The sequence below is a fragment of the Bacillus sp. FJAT-52991 genome (assembly GCF_037201805.1).
Classification (GTDB): Bacteria; Bacillota; Bacilli; order Bacillales; family Domibacillaceae; genus Bacillus_CE; species Bacillus_CE kandeliae.
The window spans coordinates 1,191,136-1,209,432 of the sequence record NZ_CP147404.1 but is presented as its reverse complement, the minus strand read 5'-3'; the positions used below and the strand labels follow the sequence as shown (position 1 = coordinate 1,209,432).

19 protein-coding genes are annotated in these 18,297 nt (G+C 38.0%); 3 read left to right on the top strand and 16 right to left on the bottom strand.

The window, feature by feature from the left end:
• Window positions 1-4 precede the first annotated feature (4 nt).
• Both rsmD and WDJ61_RS06285 read right to left on the bottom strand, forming a co-directional pair.
• The gene (rsmD, locus tag WDJ61_RS06290) at window positions 5-562 is read right to left on the bottom strand and encodes a 16S rRNA (guanine(966)-N(2))-methyltransferase RsmD (RefSeq protein ID WP_338753881.1); all 558 of its coding nucleotides are present in this window, start codon (window positions 560-562) and stop codon (window positions 5-7) included.
• 321 nt (window positions 563-883) lie between these two features.
• Window positions 884-2,242: a stalk domain-containing protein gene (locus WDJ61_RS06285; protein ID WP_338753880.1), complete on the bottom strand. Its 1,359-nt coding sequence runs from the start codon at window positions 2,240-2,242 to the stop codon at window positions 884-886.
• 281 nt (window positions 2,243-2,523) lie between these two features.
• On the opposite strand from WDJ61_RS06285, the gene WDJ61_RS06280 reads away from it, so the two are divergent.
• Window positions 2,524-2,913, top strand: a complete 390-nt coding sequence (locus tag WDJ61_RS06280; protein WP_338753879.1) for a methylthioribose kinase — start codon at window positions 2,524-2,526, stop codon at window positions 2,911-2,913.
• A 118-nt stretch (window positions 2,914-3,031) separates the two neighbouring features.
• On the opposite strand, the gene WDJ61_RS06275 is transcribed toward WDJ61_RS06280, so the two are convergent.
• The 6 genes from WDJ61_RS06275 to WDJ61_RS06250 form a co-directional block, all read right to left on the bottom strand.
• Window positions 3,032-3,307, bottom strand: coding sequence for a YlbG family protein (locus tag WDJ61_RS06275; protein WP_338753878.1), 276 nt, complete (start codon window positions 3,305-3,307; stop codon window positions 3,032-3,034).
• An 88-nt stretch (window positions 3,308-3,395) separates the two neighbouring features.
• Complete coding sequence (locus tag WDJ61_RS06270; protein ID WP_338753877.1) at window positions 3,396-3,860, bottom strand: YlbF family regulator; 465 nt, start codon at window positions 3,858-3,860, stop codon at window positions 3,396-3,398.
• A gap of 38 nt (window positions 3,861-3,898) precedes the next feature.
• Entirely contained in the window at window positions 3,899-4,297 is a 399-nt protein-coding gene (locus WDJ61_RS06265; protein WP_338753876.1) for a hypothetical protein, read from the bottom strand.
• Window positions 4,298-4,347: 50 nt separating this feature from the next.
• Window positions 4,348-4,635 (bottom strand): YlbE-like family protein, encoded by a 288-nt coding sequence (locus WDJ61_RS06260; protein WP_338753875.1) that lies wholly within the window; start codon window positions 4,633-4,635, stop codon window positions 4,348-4,350.
• Window positions 4,632-4,994 carry a spore coat protein YlbD gene (gene ylbD / locus WDJ61_RS06255; RefSeq protein WP_338753874.1) on the bottom strand — a complete coding sequence of 121 codons (363 nt, stop codon included), beginning with the start codon at window positions 4,992-4,994 and terminating at the stop codon, window positions 4,632-4,634. The genes WDJ61_RS06260 and ylbD overlap by 4 nt, the downstream gene beginning before the upstream one ends.
• A 113-nt stretch (window positions 4,995-5,107) precedes the next feature.
• Window positions 5,108-6,142 carry a CAP domain-containing protein gene (locus WDJ61_RS06250; RefSeq protein ID WP_338753873.1) on the bottom strand — a complete coding sequence of 345 codons (1,035 nt, stop codon included), beginning with the start codon at window positions 6,140-6,142 and terminating at the stop codon, window positions 5,108-5,110.
• A 327-nt stretch (window positions 6,143-6,469) separates the two neighbouring features.
• On the opposite strand from WDJ61_RS06250, the gene WDJ61_RS06245 reads away from it, so the two are divergent.
• Window positions 6,470-6,829, top strand: coding sequence for a YugN family protein (locus WDJ61_RS06245; RefSeq protein ID WP_338753871.1), 360 nt, complete (start codon window positions 6,470-6,472; stop codon window positions 6,827-6,829).
• 107 nt (window positions 6,830-6,936) lie between these two features.
• Here the strand turns inward: WDJ61_RS06245 and WDJ61_RS06240 are convergent, their stop codons facing one another.
• The 7 genes from WDJ61_RS06240 to cyoE form a co-directional block, all read right to left on the bottom strand.
• The gene (locus WDJ61_RS06240) at window positions 6,937-7,398 is read right to left on the bottom strand and encodes a DUF420 domain-containing protein (RefSeq protein ID WP_338753870.1); all 462 of its coding nucleotides are present in this window, start codon (window positions 7,396-7,398) and stop codon (window positions 6,937-6,939) included.
• Window positions 7,399-7,473: 75 nt separating this feature from the next.
• Window positions 7,474-8,385 (bottom strand): cytochrome c oxidase assembly factor CtaG, encoded by a 912-nt coding sequence (gene ctaG / locus WDJ61_RS06235; protein WP_338753869.1) that lies wholly within the window; start codon window positions 8,383-8,385, stop codon window positions 7,474-7,476.
• 158 nt (window positions 8,386-8,543) lie between these two features.
• Window positions 8,544-8,876, bottom strand: a complete 333-nt coding sequence (ctaF, locus tag WDJ61_RS06230; RefSeq protein ID WP_338753867.1) for a cytochrome c oxidase subunit IVB — start codon at window positions 8,874-8,876, stop codon at window positions 8,544-8,546.
• A 3-nt stretch (window positions 8,877-8,879) separates the two neighbouring features.
• On the bottom strand, window positions 8,880-9,509 hold the full coding sequence (locus WDJ61_RS06225) for a cytochrome (ubi)quinol oxidase subunit III (RefSeq protein WP_338753866.1): 630 nt from the start codon (window positions 9,507-9,509) through the stop codon (window positions 8,880-8,882).
• The gene (gene ctaD, locus WDJ61_RS06220) at window positions 9,509-11,380 is read right to left on the bottom strand and encodes a cytochrome c oxidase subunit I (RefSeq protein WP_338753864.1); all 1,872 of its coding nucleotides are present in this window, start codon (window positions 11,378-11,380) and stop codon (window positions 9,509-9,511) included. Before ctaD ends, WDJ61_RS06225 begins: the two co-directional genes overlap by 1 nt.
• Window positions 11,381-11,409: 29 nt before the next feature.
• Entirely contained in the window at window positions 11,410-12,489 is a 1,080-nt protein-coding gene (gene coxB, locus WDJ61_RS06215) for a cytochrome c oxidase subunit II (RefSeq protein WP_338753863.1), read from the bottom strand.
• Window positions 12,490-12,577: 88 nt separating this feature from the next.
• Window positions 12,578-13,504: a heme o synthase gene (gene cyoE, locus WDJ61_RS06210; RefSeq protein WP_338753862.1), complete on the bottom strand. Its 927-nt coding sequence runs from the start codon at window positions 13,502-13,504 to the stop codon at window positions 12,578-12,580.
• A gap of 390 nt (window positions 13,505-13,894) precedes the next feature.
• Between cyoE and WDJ61_RS06205 the strand changes: the two genes are divergently transcribed.
• Complete coding sequence (locus tag WDJ61_RS06205; protein WP_338753861.1) at window positions 13,895-14,803, top strand: heme A synthase; 909 nt, start codon at window positions 13,895-13,897, stop codon at window positions 14,801-14,803.
• Between the two features lie 40 nt (window positions 14,804-14,843).
• On the opposite strand, the gene pyc is transcribed toward WDJ61_RS06205, so the two are convergent.
• Window positions 14,844-18,281, bottom strand: coding sequence for a pyruvate carboxylase (gene pyc, locus WDJ61_RS06200; protein ID WP_338753860.1), 3,438 nt, complete (start codon window positions 18,279-18,281; stop codon window positions 14,844-14,846).
• Window positions 18,282-18,297 lie beyond the last annotated feature (16 nt).

Sequence of the window (18,297 nt, the reverse complement as noted above, 5' to 3'; positions counted from 1 at the left end):
CCCCTTATTTATCTGACCATTCAAAAATTGACACACGGATGATCCCATATGTCTCCATTTTCACTTGTTGCAATTGCCCAATCGTCTCCGGTAAATAAATCTCAGAACCGTGTTCACAGACGATAAATCCCCCATTATTTAACAATCGTTTTTCCTCAATCCACTTCAAAAGTTTTTCTAGCTGTTGTTTTTTGTATGGTGGATCTAAAAAGATTCCATCAAAAACAAGTTCTCGTTTCGTAATCGCTTTAAGTGCTCTCTCCGCATCATTGCGATACACTTCACAACAGTCAGTATAGCTACACTTCTCTAAATTCCCTTTCACCGTTTGAACCGCTTTCATCTCACGATCAACAAAGATCATTTTCTGAAAACCTCTACTTAATGCTTCAATGCCCAATCCACCACTACCTGCAAATAAATCGAGCCCAAATCCACCGGAAAAATAAGGACCAATCATATTAAATATGGCTTCCTTTACTTTATCGGTTGTTGGTCTCGTATCTCGGCCTGGTACGGCTTTTAATGGGATTCCTTTTTGCTCACCTGAAATTACTCTCATCAATTATTCACCATTCATAAAGATTTTCTCATTCATGTTAACACAATTCCATGACTGAATCTAGATGATTTCCATTTCTTCGTATTTGAATGATTTCTTTCATTACAAGTTTAAAAATAACTAAAGTGGGTCATACTATTGATAACAACATCACTCGGGATGTTGTCGATCACGGAGAAAGCATAATTCCCCATATGCCTTTTCTCCGGTTTCTCCTCTCCCTTTTCCTTCTGTCTAACTATTGACAATAGAAGGAACCTGCTGATTGTTCAGCAGGTTTTTTGTTGTTTTGAAGGAATTCATGGAGTTCCGCTTATATTTTTACAAATCAATCGGATCAATCGTGATTTGACCCTTTTGTTCATTAACATAAACTAAAAATATTTTTTGAAGCCAAGTAGATTCAATATACAGTTCACCATTATAAGTGACTAGTGCGTTTTCATATAATCCATAATCCTCCTCATTTAAAATAAAACGATGTTCATCAAGATCAAATCGATATGTGTCTGCATCTTTCTTCACAAGTAACGATCTATTATTAGAAAGAGTTTTCACATCAAACCCAAGCTGATGTAACGTCAACTGGAATGGAAATAACAATACTCCTTTTTTATTAATCGCTTCAACAGGTGTTACCTTTCCGTTCACTAACACCGAACGAGTATCTGTAAAAAGCAGCGGCTTGATCACGCTCTTTTCTTCATTATTCTCCTGAAAGAAATGTGTTTCTAGCCCTTTCACTTCAGATAAAATTTGATCTAACTGCTCCGCGGTCATCAGCTCGCCCTTCATTTGCGAAACATCAGCTTTATATGCGGCTTGTTCTTCCGGCGTCAATTCTTGTTGCAAATACTGATACATTTTTTGTGACTTTTCAGAACCAAACGCACGGTTAAGCTCAAGGGCGACCATGACTTCCGCTAACCATTCCTCAGACTCATTAAAACGATACTCATTTTTCATAGCGGTTAATCGCATTGTGTCAGTGAATTCCATCAACTGTTGGCTATTATTTAAAATATAGAAATGATCTGAGGAATAAGTCTGCTGCTGACTGGTTACAATGATGGTTTTTAGTTCAGGCATGTCTATACTTTTTAATGAATCAACTAGCTGCTTGGAGGCTTTTACTTCGGGCGACATATAGAGAGCCAACGTCTCTCCTACATCTACTTTGACTAATGGGTCTGATTGCCAATAAAGCGCATCAGCCCCTCCATTTCCTTGAAACTCATAATAGTTGATCCAATCTTTTTTTTGTCCTCCGGTATTTTTTAACCCTGAATACCAGTTACCTGTTCTTAACTTCTTATCAGTTAAATAGATCGCTGTTTCTTTGATTTCCGTCTCCTTTACTTTAACGAACCAATTCGTCAATAACATGGAAGACTTAACAGGAGGTGAATTCAACGTATATGAAACAGTAAATGTGTGATCTTTAGGAGTGATCACTGCACTTAGTCCGTTCATTGAACATTTCCCTTCCGTTGTCTCACAGCGCATCTTTTGGGCATCGACAGGAAAAATAAGCGATAGCGGCTTATCTATCTGTAAATGACTAAATGTCTGTTGAATAGAAAACCCCTGATCCGAATGCACGATTTGAATTTCCTGTTCAACCTCATTGTCATTAAAAGCTTTAGAGCTTCCTTCATATCCATTCCATTGTACAAACATTATTCCCCCGGAAATAATCATTAAAAACAAGCTGAACAACAAGGATTTTTTCACCATATATCTTTCACCCTAACTAGTCATATATTCACATTTATAAGATAGCAAATTCTTTATGAGAAAGGGGCGTTTTCATTCACTTTTATCATATTTTTGTTGAAAGATCATAAAAAGGCTCAGCAAAAAAAAGAATTCGATGAGCTTTTTTGTCAGAGTAGTTGAGCTTTATGACAGAGAACGGTACAATGAGTAGGAAATTTTCTTAAAAGAACGGAGGGTGTCTTTTGATTCAACGATTTATCGAGCTTGGTGAGGGGTATTCAGATCTATATGAACTCATCGAGATCGCTCAAAATAATAAACACCGTTTATGTCATATGCTCGCCTTGCATTCGGTTATAGAAGAAAGGCCAGTGACTTCACTTATTGTTGTCCTAGAACCAACAAATCCAGGAAGCTTTCAACCATTGTATGTATGTCGAGAGGGAATTCCTCATCCAGTTTCTACACCTAATCAGCGTTTTGATTTATTTAAGGAGGCTGCTGAATCTTTAAATAAAGTGCTCATTCAGTTTGATGTAAAGTCTTCCACGATGTTTGCAGAGAAAACATTGTATTATCAATATTTGATTGGTATTTTGAGGCTCAACCACTATATTCCTTCGTTAAATTAAAGGCCATGTTAAGTGGTATTGTTGATTTTTGACTTATTTAAATGAAACGATACAATCTAAATCAACATCATTGTTAAAAAAATCCAAATTAAAAAAGCAGGGAAAATTCCTGCTTTTTTTAAACGCCGATTTTATAATCATATTCTTTCGCTTTATCCGGCTTAGAATTTTCATATTCAGTTTTCAAAAATGGTTTAAAAGACGGCTCTACCTTTTTTACGAATGAAAGAGAGTCCAATTTCTCCATTGTCTTTTCTATCTCTTCCTGATTGCAGTAAACTACCGCATATTTCATTCGCTTTGATACATAATGTACGTTTCCATATTTGCGCAACGATTTAACGGGCTTCGTATGATGAAGCCAAACAATCACAGCCTGCCGTTCAATAAACATATAATCTCCCTCAACTAAATGCTTTTTCATTAAGTCTAGCACAGAAGGAAAAGTATTAGCAACTACCACTCATTGAATCGGATGGCATCTATGCTGAGCACCCACAGCCTCCACCACTTCCACAGCCTCCACCGCAGCTAGAACCCGTTGAAAAGAAAGGATTACCAGTAGGAACTTTAATGGATTCTGACACAGACCGCCCTAAAAGCATACTTATTTCATCCAACAGTGTTTGCAATTCTTTCTCTGCCACTCGGAAGGCAGCCACATTCTCATCTAAATCCATGTCACGTTTTATCTCTCTGATCTCTTTCATCACACGACTATAGTCAGGATGATAACGGCCAAAACGCTGTACTTCCTCATAAAGGCTTTTTAAGCTGCTGAACCTTTTTATCTTTTCTGATGTTTCAGGTGTTGTATATAAAAGCGAATAGCATGCTTGGTATTTTTCAGCAATATCTGAAAGTAAGATCATTTTACCAAGCTGTTCCGCTTGCTCCATCGTACGAATCTTTTCTAATGTAGCTGTAAGCAATGTGCCCACCTCCATTCCACTATACTAACATATTCTTCTCAAAAGAAAAATATTTACGGAATAGTTACATGGAAGGTTTTCTCGTATCCAAGAGGCTGATTGTTCTCACTCACGAGCTTCACATTGATTTTATGTTTACCTGAAGGTAGTCCCTTGACGATAAAGGCAGCTGTATCATAGCTTTTGTAAAATACTCCATCTATATAGATGGCTGCACTCCCCTTTACCTTTCCATGTCTTCCTTCGGTTGAAAAAGAAACATTCTCAACAATACATTCAACAAATAACTGTTGTCCTTTTAACGTATGGCTAACCGTCCAACTATGATTTCCTTTCCCTTCGGCTTCTACCTCTTTCACTTCAGGAACTGTTGACAGTGCTTCTGGCTCTGGAAAATTCAACTTGCAACCAGCTAGCATAACAAAAATGATCGCTATGATCCATACCCTCATGCTCTACACTCCTTACCTTTTTATTTTAGTGTGAGCAAAAGAAGATCTTTTTATTGATCATTTTTTAACGGCTCTGTTGAGTTCGTAGCTTCCGATGACGCTGGTGTGGACATTTGTGAATTCATCATCGAAAATAAAGCAGAAGCTAATAAAAGCCCATCATTTACTCGTTCCACTTGATGCGGGAAGGTCTTTTTATAATAATGAAGACTCGCTCTTTCAAATTTCTCCAAATCATATGGGTTCCTACTTAACAATCGATACCAAATCGGTTCTTTTCTTAAATAAGCTAACCATTCTTTATTATTATTGATTTTTCCCATCACTTCCTGCCTCAATCTAAATCACTCCTTTCTGATTGCGAAAATGGAGCTTTATCGTCTTTCCTATGATCGACAAAGTCTGCAAGCATTAATTGAATAGTTTCCAATACGGATTGGCATTCAGCCACATAACTATTCCACTTATTTGTGTCTAACGAAGCCATCCTGTCTAATGCTTTTTCAATCCAACTAGAAAACTCAGCTGTTTCTCTCTCTTGCTTTTCTTCATAAACCACTTCACCAGCTTCATACCACTCTTCAAACAGTTGTTGTAATGTTGTTTCTCTTTTCCTTACCATTTTTTTCAGTTCTGGCCGCTCACTCACATACTTTTTAAATCGTTGTATTTCTGGATGTAATGAATTCGTTTTCACATAGCATCCCTCGCCCAATAAATTTGCTACTAATACTTTATGGGTTAGAAAATAAAAAGTGAAAAGTAATTGATCATGAAATTGAACCCATTATAAAAAGGTAGCCTAAGTGACTACCTTTTTGTGACAAAATTCTGCGTATAGTATTTACGATAAACACCAACCCCTAAGAGGGCAAACTCTTCTTCTAATAGTGCTTTTCGGTGATCTTCCGAATTAAGCCAGCCTTCAACAGCAGCTGGTCCGTCTATATAATTAGCCGCAATATTTTCACCTGCTGTTTGAAACGCTATATTAGCTTTGGTTAATCTGTCACCTAAATCACCTGTAGAAGGAGATTCATGTGCGAAGTATTGCTTCTCGAACATTTCCTTACTATGCAATCTAGCGACCTCTGCTACATCTGAATCCCACGTTAATTCATTGAGCTCAAATCTAACACGAATCATATTCGTCAAATCTAATATTTGTTGTTCATTCCCTGTTTGAATCTTAGCCCATACAGAAGATGGGGGTTCAGGAATAGACGGCAAATCACCACGGTAGACCATCTCATATGGTCGCTGCTTAAGCAAACAATCTTTTGTCAAAAAACGAACGCTAGAAAGAGTTCCTGTAAATTTATCGATATATAATTGCGCATAAATATCACCTAATTGAATCAGTGGACGAACATTAAGATCTTCTTCTGATAACTCAAAGCGATACGTTCCTTCTTCATTATTAATAACAATTTCTGTATCCAATACATTAGAACGAAAGATTTCGTCGGATTCTTGTCCAATCTTAAAAGGAGATACATCTGTTTCACCCGTAGCAAAAGCCGTTACGACCTTATTTCCCTCCACACCAAATTGCACATAGTGTCGATCCTTTTTATAAATCCACCATTCATAACCATAAGCAGATAAGTCTTTTCGGATAGGCTCACCATATGTCTTGATCAATACATTGGCTTCTTTTCCCAAAAGTGCTCCAACTCCTGTCTCAGGTTGCTTAGCAACCGAAGAAGGCTCTGATTGACTCTTTAATTCTTCTTCTATATCATAATCTGGCTTTGGAGGAGAAAGACTCGTTGAATTTTCAAGTACTTCCTTTTCTTCCATTACTTGATTCGTGTATAAACCAACAATTAAGATGATAGACATAACGATTAATATTCTAATTGCCGATCTCAGAATGCAGCCCTCCTTTCATCTATACAAATAGAATCCCCATTTTATACTGATATTATAACACTTTATCTAAGTAGAATCATATGAGAAGATAACGACTGTAACAGGGAATTATCCACTTCTTCCCGCATAACCCCCTCCTCTTCATTAGAGACTTGAACAATCGTTTAAAATTAATATTTTGATTCCCTTCAATACATTGCAAGAAACCTATTTTTAGACTATTATTAAAAATGAAGCAAGTGTGTAAGCAAGCTATGCATAAGGGCATAGGCGAAGAAATTCAGGAGGGAATCATTTATGAAATTTGAAAATACTGGTTTAGAAAATTTACAGTTAGATTTTAACCGCTTGGACTATATTGTAAGCTCACACGGGTTGGTTCATGCCGGACAATGGGACTATGAGCGAGTTACATTTGATCGCAAATTTGAATTAAAAGAAGGTACATACTACTTACGCATATTAGGCTTTGCTACACAAGGTGATATCGGCGGTGGAGAAGCTGTTATTCAACTAATGACTCCATTATTAGGAAAACATTATTATCCTCATGGAGTAGAATATGGAGAGAATGAGGACTTCCCAAAATCTCTAGTAGAAACTTGTGAAAAAATACTTGCAGATATTAAAAATGAAATTACTCCATTTATTATTTAATAAAACCTTTAAAAGCGCAGGAACTTTTCCTAGCGCTTTTTTTCTTAAACTCCTACTAACCAAGACTATCTTCTAAACAATAAAAAAAGCAGGGGCTGAACCCCTACTTAAAACCCTAATATTGCTTTTATAGCAGATGTTGTCTCTCCACCTTCATATATAACATATAGAAGGAAATAAACAGCAACACCTGTAATAGCTGTAAAGAACCAAATTACACTAGTAATAGGTCCAAGTTTTTTATGTCTTATAAGGTTGTTTTTTAACCCACTTAGAATGGTGACAATTCCAAAAACAGCACCTGTTGTGGCTAAAGTAATATGGAAAATTAAGAAGGATGTATAATAAATTTTAATCTCATCCGGTCCTCCAAATGCCGTATTTCCAATAAAAACGGTTCTACTCACATAAATAACGAAAAAGATCAATGCAAAAACAGCTGCAGTTAACATCGTTTTTTTATGTTTTTCAATTTTCCCTTGTTTGATTTGCCCCCAACCAATCGCAACAAAAATCGCACTTAACACGATAAATGACGTACTAATTGTAGGCAGGATAGGTAAAGACATATTACTTCCTCTCTTCCTTACATATTCTATCGTATGTATAGAGCAACTAATTGACTAGGTCACCCTTTTTACAAATTACTTACTTAAATTGGATTGATGGCGAGCCAATGCTTCTTTCGTAATGGCCTCTGCATCGCGTTGTTCATTTCGATACCATTCAAAAAAGACCTTGGCCAAAATAAAGCCATAAACAATTTCTTGAATGATTTTCATAATAATACCACCGAGTTGTTGATCCTCAACCACAGGCATATTGGAAAATAATTCAGGTCCACTTAAATTTAACCCTTGTAATGTTGTTACAGGCACACATAATTCCATTGCCTTCAGCCAAGAGCCGGCATCACTATATGTCGAATATAGCGGCGTATCGGCGAAAATAATTAAACCACATGCCGGAGTAAGTAAAATCCCATTGGCAAAAATATAGCCTACTTTTTTTAGACCGGCCATTTGTTTTCGGTGTGGCTGTTCATTGACTAATGGCCACCACATAAATATTGCAAAAATAAATAAAATAAATGTGTATAAGCCATGAAGTGTTTCACTCATTTTAATATAATCAAAAATCAAAGGCATATGATAGAACGAAAACATCCCATTAAAGAAAATTAACGCAATAAGGGGCTTTGTAAAGAAATTAAACACTTTGTTAATGACCGGCAACTCAATAACCGCTTTCCAAACCCACCACGGTGTCGCTTTAATCAGAAGCGGTGGAACAACTAAATAAAGAACGGCCATTTGAAGCATATGATAAGAAAACATAATATGCCCCATTAAATCAATAGGAGAACCTTTGATAGCATATAAGACAAGGATAGCCGTCACAAATAGGCAAGCTTGACGTATTGTTAACGGTTCACTTTCTTTAAAATCCTTTCTCCATTTCACCGTTATTAAGAAAAATAAAACCGACATAAAGGCAAGTACTAACATAAACAAAGGACTCCATAAAGCTTGAAATCCAAAAATTCCAATTGGCATTGTTTATTCACCTCGATATTTTTTGAGATGCCCTATTAGTTATTATACCTTTCTCCTTTCTCCCTATCAATGTTAGCAATTGACAAGTTCATGACATTATACAAGAAAAATAATTTCCTGACAAATAAAAAGCCAGCCCCTAAAGGCTGACTTTCTAATTAGATCCATACAACCGTTACAAATGCCAAAACTGTTACAAACGCTATGACTATAGCAGACCACAAGAAAAAGGAAGGTGCTTCATGGCCTTTATGGCTCATATGCATGAAATAATATAATTGAAATGCTACTTGAATGCATGCAAGTAAAAGGATAAACGGAACAATAAACCATTCAGAAAAACCTGCTGCAACAGCTACAAATGCAACTACTGTAAAGAAGATCATTAAAGTAAAGGTTACTACTTGCATTCTCATTTCGTCAGCGTTTTTTTTACGTCGGTATTCGTAATCAACTCTTGGGTTGCTTGAATTTGATTGATTATTCACCATCAATTATCCCACCATTCCCATTAAGTATACTACAGTGAAAATAAAGACCCAAACAACGTCAATAAAGTGCCAATAAAGGCTAGCTAAGTAAAACTTAGGTGCGTTGTATAAGTTTAATCCACGCTTTGCATTACGAACCATTAAAGTAACAATCCATGATAAACCAAAGACAACGTGGGCTCCATGGAAACCGACTAACATGTAAAAGGACGAACCGAATGCGCTACTTGTGAACGTGTGTTTATACTCATGATAATAATGATTAAATTCGTAAATCTCACAACCTAAAAAGGCTAGGCCAAGAATTACAGTGAACAATAACCAAGCTTGCATACGCTTGAAGTTATAGTTTTTCATATGATACATGGCAAATACGCTTGTTAATGAACTAGTCAATAACAACATTGTCATCATGAATACTAAAGGTAACTCAAAAAGATCCTTAGCTAAAGCATGATCTGGACTTGGAACTTTATCTTTTAATGCAATGTATGTTGCGAAGAGAGAGGCGAATAAAACCGTCTCTCCTCCTAGAAAGAACCAAAAGCCAAGGAATTTATTTTTCCCTTCAAGGGTAGCTTGCTCAGGTGATTCTGGCCAAGTTTGGGGTGTGAATTTTTCTTCAACGTGCATTATGCCTTAACCCCCTTATCTTTCTCTTCCATTAAATCTTCTTTATGAATATGGAATCCGTGATCATCTTTCACTGAACGATACAGCATGGATAGGAATGTAACCGCTAATCCACCAATTAACACTGGAATCGCCCATGGTTTGTCATCCACTTGATACATTGCTCCAAAAGAAGCGATGAATAAGCCAAGAGAAATCATAAATGGTACGAACGATCCATTAGGCATATGAATATCACCAAGTGGTTCAGCTGGCGTGATCCCTTTATTGCCTTCCATTTTCTCGATCCAATAAGTATCTAATCCACGAACAAGTGGTGTTTGCTTAAAGTTATAGAATGGCGGTGGTGAAGGAATTGCCCACTCAAGCGTACGACCATCTTCCCAAGGGTCATTACCGACTTTGACATTCTTCACAGACGTCATAACAATGTTATACAATAACACAATGACACCTGCTGCCATGAATGCTGCCCCTACCGAGCTAATTGCGTTCCCTGTATCAAGTCCTTGACCTGGTAAGAACGTCCAAACACGACGTGGCATCCCCATTAAACCTAGGAAATGTTGAACAAAGAACGTTAAATGGAAACCAGTGAAGAATAGAACAAACGTAACTTTCCCTAATTTTTCACTTAACATTGTTCCAAACATTTTTGGCCAATAGAAGTGAGTTGCTGCTAATAACGCTAACACAACCCCACCAACAATTACGTAGTGGAAATGGGCCACGATAAAGTATGAATCATGGTATTGATAATCCGCTGGTGCTACCGCCTGCATAACTCCCGTTACCCCGCCGGCAACGAAAGAAGGAATAAATGCTACAGCGTATATCATTGGCGTAGTGAATCGAATACTACCCCCCCAAATTGTTAATAACCAGTTAAAGATCTTAATTCCCGTAGGAACAGCAATCGCCATTGTAGCTACTGCGAAGATCGCATTAGCCACAGGACCCATACCAGTTGTAAACATATGGTGAGCCCATACCATGAAGCCTAGGAAACCGATTAATACAGTTGCGAATACCATAGAAGAATATCCGAATAAGCGCTTTCTTGAGAACGTTGAGAAAATCTCAGAGAAAATACCGAATGCCGGTAAAATTAAAATGTATACTTCAGGGTGACCAAAAATCCAGAAGAAATGCTCCCAAATAATTGTGTTACCACCAGCTGCTACATTAAAGAAGTTAGAGCCGAATAAACGGTCAAACATTAACATGAACATACCGATTGTTAACGGTGGGAATGCGAATAGAATAAGCGCAGACGCCACAAATGTTGTCCATGTGAATAAAGGCATTCTCATATAAGTCATACCAGGGGCACGCATATTAATAATTGTAACAAGGAAGTTAATCCCTCCTATTAACGTACCAAAACCTGATACCTGTAAACCTAGAACATAGAAGTCAATTCCGTGTCCTTCTGATGCAAGTGATAAAGATGCATAAGATGTCCAACCTGCATCAGGAGCTCCACCAAGCAACCATGATAAGTTTAAGAATACTCCTCCGAAGAAGAATAACCAAAAGCCCAATGAATTTAAGAATGGGAATGCTACGTCACGAGCCCCAATTTGTAGCGGCATAATCGCATTCATAAACGCGAATAGCAAGGGCATAGCCGCTAAGAAAATCATGGTTGTTCCGTGCATAGTCAGAAGTTCATTAAATAAACCTGCACTCACAAAATCATTGTTTGGTTTAGCAAGCTGAATCCGAATCATCATGGCTTCAACACCACCCATGAGGAAGAAGATACCGCCTGCAATTAAGTAAAGAATCGCAATTTTCTTATGGTCAACCGTAGTTAAGTAATCCCAAATCGTTCCTGCGAAACCTCGTTTTTGTGCAATGGTACTCAACGATTTTACCTCCTTTTTTGATCGTTTTATTAATCTTGTACTTTCAAGCTCATTAAGTATGCTGCTAATTGATCTAGCTCATCTTCAGATAATTCGCCATACGTACCTGTCATTTTGTTACCAGGTTTGTATTTCTCAGGATCGCGAATCCAATTTTTCAATTCTTCCTCGTTATGCTCTAAAATACCAGCAACACGAGAACGCTCTCCAAACGTCGCTAAGTTCGGAGCAAGTCTAGCTTGTTCCGGACGTGCATCTTGTGGAGTGACAGCATGACAGCTCAAGCAATTTTCTTTGAACACTTCTTGACCTTTTGCTGCTGTAGCATCAGTCGGTGTCTCTTCTTTCGCTGTTTTCATGTCATCCATCCATTGATTAAATTCGTCCTGTGGAATCGCTTTTACTTTGAAGTCCATTAAAGCATGCGATGGACCGCAAAGCTCCGCACATTTACCATAGAAAAGGTTTTGTGCATCACTAGCTTTTTCATTGTCAAACTCAAGCCAAAATTGGTTGACGTTATCTACGTTCGTATCCATCTTTCCACCTGCTGCAGGAATCCAAAATGAATGCTTTACGTCAGATGCTTTTAAATTAAAGTAAACTTTTTGATCTGTTGGCACGACTAAGTCTTGACCAGTAATGACCTTGTGATCCGGGTATTCAAATTCCCACCAGTACAAGTTTGCACGTACGTTTACCACAAGTGCTTCGCGCTCACCCTTTTCATTCTTCTTCTCCATGTCTGTTACGTCTGCAAAGTCAAAAGTTGCTTTCACTGTTGGCACTGCAAGAACTAAAAGGAGGATGATCGGAATAACAGTCCAAATAATTTCCAACAAATGACTGCCTTCTACCTGTTTAGGAATTTTGTTTTCGTCGCCTTTTTTACGACGGAAGCGGAAAATAGCGATAATAAAGATAACAAAAACTACTAAAATTACAGAAACCATGATGATCGTACTCAAAACCATCAAATCAAATTGTTTTTGAGCAACTTCTCCGCCTGGTACTAGCGCGGAAAGAAACGGTTCACCACAGCCAGATAGAACGAGCGTCAATGCGGCAAACACCGAAAAAAGACGCCATTTAGTTAGCCTATCTCTCATAGCTTAATTAACCCCTCTTTCTTATGAATTTCTAAAATGAAAATGAGCTTATATATGGATTTCTTTAACAAGAAAGAATTCCCCTCTTTTATATGACAGTTAGAATAACCATCGCTACAAACATGATTGTTAAATATTGCAAAGAATAAACAAACATGAGCTTGGCCCATTTTAGATCATCTTTCATTTTATATCCAGACAATCCAAGAGCCAGCCAGCCAATATTTAAAACGGTTGCTAAAACAATAAAGGCATTTCCAAGTGGCTCCATAAAAAACGGAAGTGGTAATAGCGCTAATACCCACATCACCATGTGACGTTTTGTTGTTGAGAACCCTTTCACTACTGGTAGCATCGGTATATTGGCTGCTCGATATTCCTCACAACGTTTCATAGCCAACGCATAAAAATGCGGGGGTTGCCAGATAAACATGATTAAAAACAGCATCCATGCAATAATATGTAAATTCGGGTCTACAGCAGCCCAGCCAATTAATGGTGGTATCGCACCGGAAATGCTTCCTACGACCGTATTGCTAACATGTCTTCGCTTTGACCACATGGAGTAAAGGACGACATAGCTAAATACTCCGATTAGTCCAAGCATGCCCGCTGTGAAGGTCGTTAAAAACAACAAAGTCGTTCCAATAATAATAAATGCTAGCCCTATTGACATGACTTTTGGAAAACTAATCTTACCAGTTACGGTTGGACGGCCTTTCGTTCTTTCCATCAATGGATCGATATCGCGGTCAATAAAATTGTTCAAGCTTGCTGATCCAGCAATGATCAACGATGAACCGAGCAACGTATAGAAAACCGTGTCTAACTGTGTTAAAAAGTGTAAGTCATTAAACTCAAAAGCGAGCCACATTCCTGTAAATATCGTTATTAAGTTAGAGTTGACAATTCCTATTTTGATTAATGCTAGGAAGTCTTTCAAGGCTGTGGTCTCCGGCAGTTGAGGTTTCCCCACTGTTGTTGCGGCACGTGACACCCAATTCCCCCCTCTCATTAGAGAAACAAAAGCTTTCACACTTTTAATATAAATATAAATGTTTGAGCTTTCGTTTTCTATACCATGTGAAAGTTTTCTTTTTTTTCAAAAACGCCTATCAATTCAATATTAAAACATATCTATCCATTTTTTTGTGAATACATCTTGAACTAATTATGTCGAATTTGTGTCGGCTAATCAAGTGCTATTTCCATCATTTTTATTTTATTAGATAATAATATTAAGCTTAAGCTATGTATTGAAAGGATAACTAGGTATTTGATTCCATTAAGCATAACAGGTTTACACAAATTTACAAGTTGTCTTTTACCACTATTTTCTGTATTATCGAGAAGATGTATTCTTTTTCATTTTCAAAAAGTTAATTTTACATAAGTAGGTGATCACATGCAACGCTCGCTAAAATGGTTAGCGATATTAACAACGTTCGGTATGCTTCTTGTGCTGCTGGGGGGCGCCTTAGTCACAAAAACAGATTCCGGGCTTGGTTGTGGGCGAGAGTGGCCGCTTTGTCATGGGCAAATCATTCCAGATAATCTAACCATTGAAACCCTTATTGAATTAGCACACCGACTCGTTTCTGGTGTAGTTGGATTACTCGTACTTGCACTCTCGATCGCTTCTTGGCGCATGATCGGACATAAAAGAGAAACAAAATTTCTTGCGTTCCTATCTTTCTTCTTTTTAGTCGCCCAAGGACTAATTGGAGCCGCTGCCGTTCTTTGGGGACAATCTGATTTTGTCCTTGCTCTACATTTTGGTATCTCACTCATTTCTTTTGCGGCTGTACTTCTGTTAACACTTCTGATTTTTGAAGTCGATCAAAAATTTGATGCTTCATCTCTCGTCATTGATAAACGGATGAAATGGCATACTATCGGAGTCACGTTATATAGTTATCTAGTTGTTTACACCGGAGCTCTTGTCCGCCATACAGATGCCAGTCTTACTTGTCCAGACTGGCCGTTCTGTGTAAACAGCGCACCTGGGCTTTCTCTCAATATGTATCAATGGATTCAAATGGGCCATCGATTAGCAGCAGGGCTCATCTTTATTTGGATTACTTACATTACTTTCATCGCTGTGAAAAACTATAAGAATCAACGTGTGATTTACTGGGGTTGGATTATCGCCTTTGTATTAGTTCTTCTACAAGTAATTGCAGGAGCTTTCATTATTTATACTAGATTAAATCTTTATATTGCCTTAGCTCATGCATTATTTATTTCCTGTTTATTTGGGTTATTATGTTATTTTATTCTTTTAATCTCTCGAAGCAAATCAAATGAAAAATAATACAAAAATGCAGTAGGCAACAGCCTACTGCATTTTTGTATTATTTTTCTAACTCAATCAGTAAGTCACCTGTTAAGATCGCTTCACCATTTTGCACATAAATATTTTTCACAACACCTGCAAATGGCGCTTGAACCGTTGTTTCCATTTTCATGGCTTCTGTAATCATCAAATGATCTCCACGGTTGACCTTTTCGCCTTTTTCTGCAATCACTTTAATGACAGTTCCAGGCATTGTAGCTGCAATATGACTTTCATTTTTCGGATCCGCCTTTACTTTAGATGCGACTGCGGATTTAATACTTTCATCTTTAATCACCACTTCACGTGGTTGACCATTCAGCTCAAAATAGACAACACGAGTTCCGTCCGCCTGTGGTTGTCCAATCGAAACAAGCTTCACGATTAGTGTCTTCCCCGTTTCAATCTCCACTTCAATTTCTTCCCCAAGCCTCATTCCATAAAGAAACGTTGGTGTATCGAGTTTGGATACATCGCCAAATTGATCGATCGTTTTCATGTAATCTACAAACACTTTCGGATATAGAGCATAAGCAATCACATCGTGGCTGGTCACCTGACGTCCCAATTCTTGTGAAAGTTCCTTACGAAGAGCATCAAAATCGACTTCTTTCAACAATTCTCCTGGACGAACAGTGAGCGGTTCTTTCCCTTTTAATATGACTTGTTGAAGCTGTTTAGGAAATCCTCCATAAGGTTGTCCTAAATAACCTTCGAATAACTCAATTACCGAATCCGGAAAATCGATTGTTTCTCCCTTTGTCAATACCTCCTCTTCAGATAAATCATTTTGGACCATGAACAAAGCCATATCACCGACAACTTTAGAAGATGGAGTAACCTTGACAATATCTCCGAACATTAAATTCACTCGGCTATACATGTCTTTCACTTCTTCCCAACGCTCACCAAGGCCTACTGCTTTTGCTTGTTGTTGAAGGTTACTGTATTGTCCCCCGGGCATTTCATGTTTGTAGATCTCTGTATGTGGAGATAACATGCCGCTTTCAAAATCTTGATAATATTTACGAACACCTTCCCAATATTGGGATAGCTGTTCAAGGGCATCGATGTTAACAGTTGGTTCCCTATCTATTCCTTTAAGAGCGTATTTAAGTGTGCTTGCACTTGGTTGAGAAGTTAATCCTGCCATTGTACTTAACGCCACATCAACGATATCTACACCGGCTTCGATCGCTTTTGCATACATATATATTCCATTTCCACTCGTATCATGGGTATGAAGATGAATTGGAATATCGATGGTTTCTTTCAATTCAGAAATTAAACGATAGGCTGATTGCGGTTTTAATAATCCAGCCATATCTTTAATACCAAGAATATGAGCGCCTTGATTCTCTAGTTCTTTTGCCATTGCTTTGTAATAATCAATATCATATTTTGTTCGAGTTGGATCATCAATATCACCAGTATAGCAAATAGAAGCCTCCGCAATTTTTCCTGTTTGACGAACAGAATCAATGGCTACTTCCATACCTTTAACCCAGTTTAAACTATCGAATATTCTGAATACATCAATTCCAGATTCAGCTGATTGTGACACGAATTCACGAATCACATTATCCGGATAGTTCGTATATCCAACAGCATTAGAAGCACGAAGAAGCATTTGGAATAATACATTCGGAATTTGCTGTCTTAATGTGCTCAAACGTTTCCACGGATCCTCTTTTAAGAATCGATAGGATACATCAAATGTGGCTCCTCCCCACATTTCCATAGAAAATAAATCAGGAAGCAACTTCGCTGTCGGTTCCGCAATATGAGTTAAATCATTTGTCCGCACACGAGTCGCTAATAGTGATTGGTGTGCATCACGGAACGTCGTGTCTGTCAATAACACTTCATTACGAGACTTTACCCAATCCACTAAGCCTTCTGCACCTTTTTCATCTAAAATTTGTTTCGTCCCTGGAGTAACAGATTGAGAGTATTTCACTTTAGGGATCAAAGGGGTTTCAAACACGGGCTTTTTCTTTTTCTCGATTCCTGGAAATCCATTAATTGTTACATTTCCAATATAACTAAGCATTTTTGTTCCACGGTCTAATCTTTTCGAGAAGCTGAACAATTCAGGGGTTGTATCAATAAAAGACGTATCATAATTTCCAGTAACAAAGTTCTCATGACGCATCACATTTTCCAGAAATGGAATATTCGTTTTAATCCCTCGAATTCGGAATTCCTGTAGGTTACGAACCATTTTTGAAGCTGCTTGCTCAAAGGAAAGTGCCCATGTAGAAACTTTCACTAAAAGTGAATCGTAATAAGGAGTAATCACCGCTCCTTGGAATCCGTTACCAGCGTCTAATCGAACTCCAAAGCCTCCGCCGGAACGATAAGCCATAATTTTACCAGTGTCCGGCATAAAACCATTTAACGGGTCTTCTGTCGTCACACGAGATTGAATAGCGTATCCATGAGTCACAATTTCTTCTTGAACAGGGATTCCTACTTTTTTGCTATGCAGAGCATGTCCTTCCGCAATAAGAATTTGCGATTGAACAATATCAACACCAGTAATCATCTCCGTAATCGTGTGCTCCACTTGTACGCGAGGATTGACTTCGATAAAGTAGAACTCCTCTCCTGCTACAAGGAATTCAACTGTACCTGCGTTTAAATAATCCACATTTTTCATAAGTTTCACAGCCGCATCACAAATGCGATTGCGTAAATCATTAGATATTGACACACAAGGTGCCACTTCAACTACCTTTTGATGACGTCTTTGCACGGAACAATCTCTTTCATACAAGTGAACGATATTTCCGTCGTTATCACCTAAAATTTGCACTTCGATATGCTTAGGGTTTTCAACAAATTTCTCAACATATACTTCACTGTTTCCAAAAGCAGCTCTCGCCTCTGATCGAGCTCGATCGAAAGCCTCTTTTACTTCATCGACACTTTTAACAACACGCATACCGCGTCCACCGCCACCTAATGCAGCTTTAATCATCAGAGGAAAACCGAACTTTTTACCAAACTCCACTATTTCCTCAAGGCTGTCCACTGGTCCATCAGTTCCTGGAATAACAGGGATGTCTGCGTTTTGAGCTTGGGTTCTTGCTTTCACTTTATCACCAAACATATCTAAATGCTTAGATTTAGGTCCAATAAAAACAATCCCCTCTTTTTCGCAACGTTTTGCAAATTCGATATTTTCTGACAAAAATCCATAGCCTGGGTGAATGGCATCTACTTCTGCTTGCTTGGCAATTTCAATAATGCCCTCAATATCTAAGTAAGCATCAATTGGTTTTTTTCCTTCACCAACCAAATATGCCTCATCCGCTTTGTAGCGATGATAAGAACCAGAATCCTCTTTTGAATAAACTGCTACAGTGCGAATATGTAGCTCTGTACAGGCACGAAACACGCGGATGGCGATTTCTCCTCGGTTTGCAACCAGTACTTTACTGATTTGTCTCATAATCATCTCTCCCCCA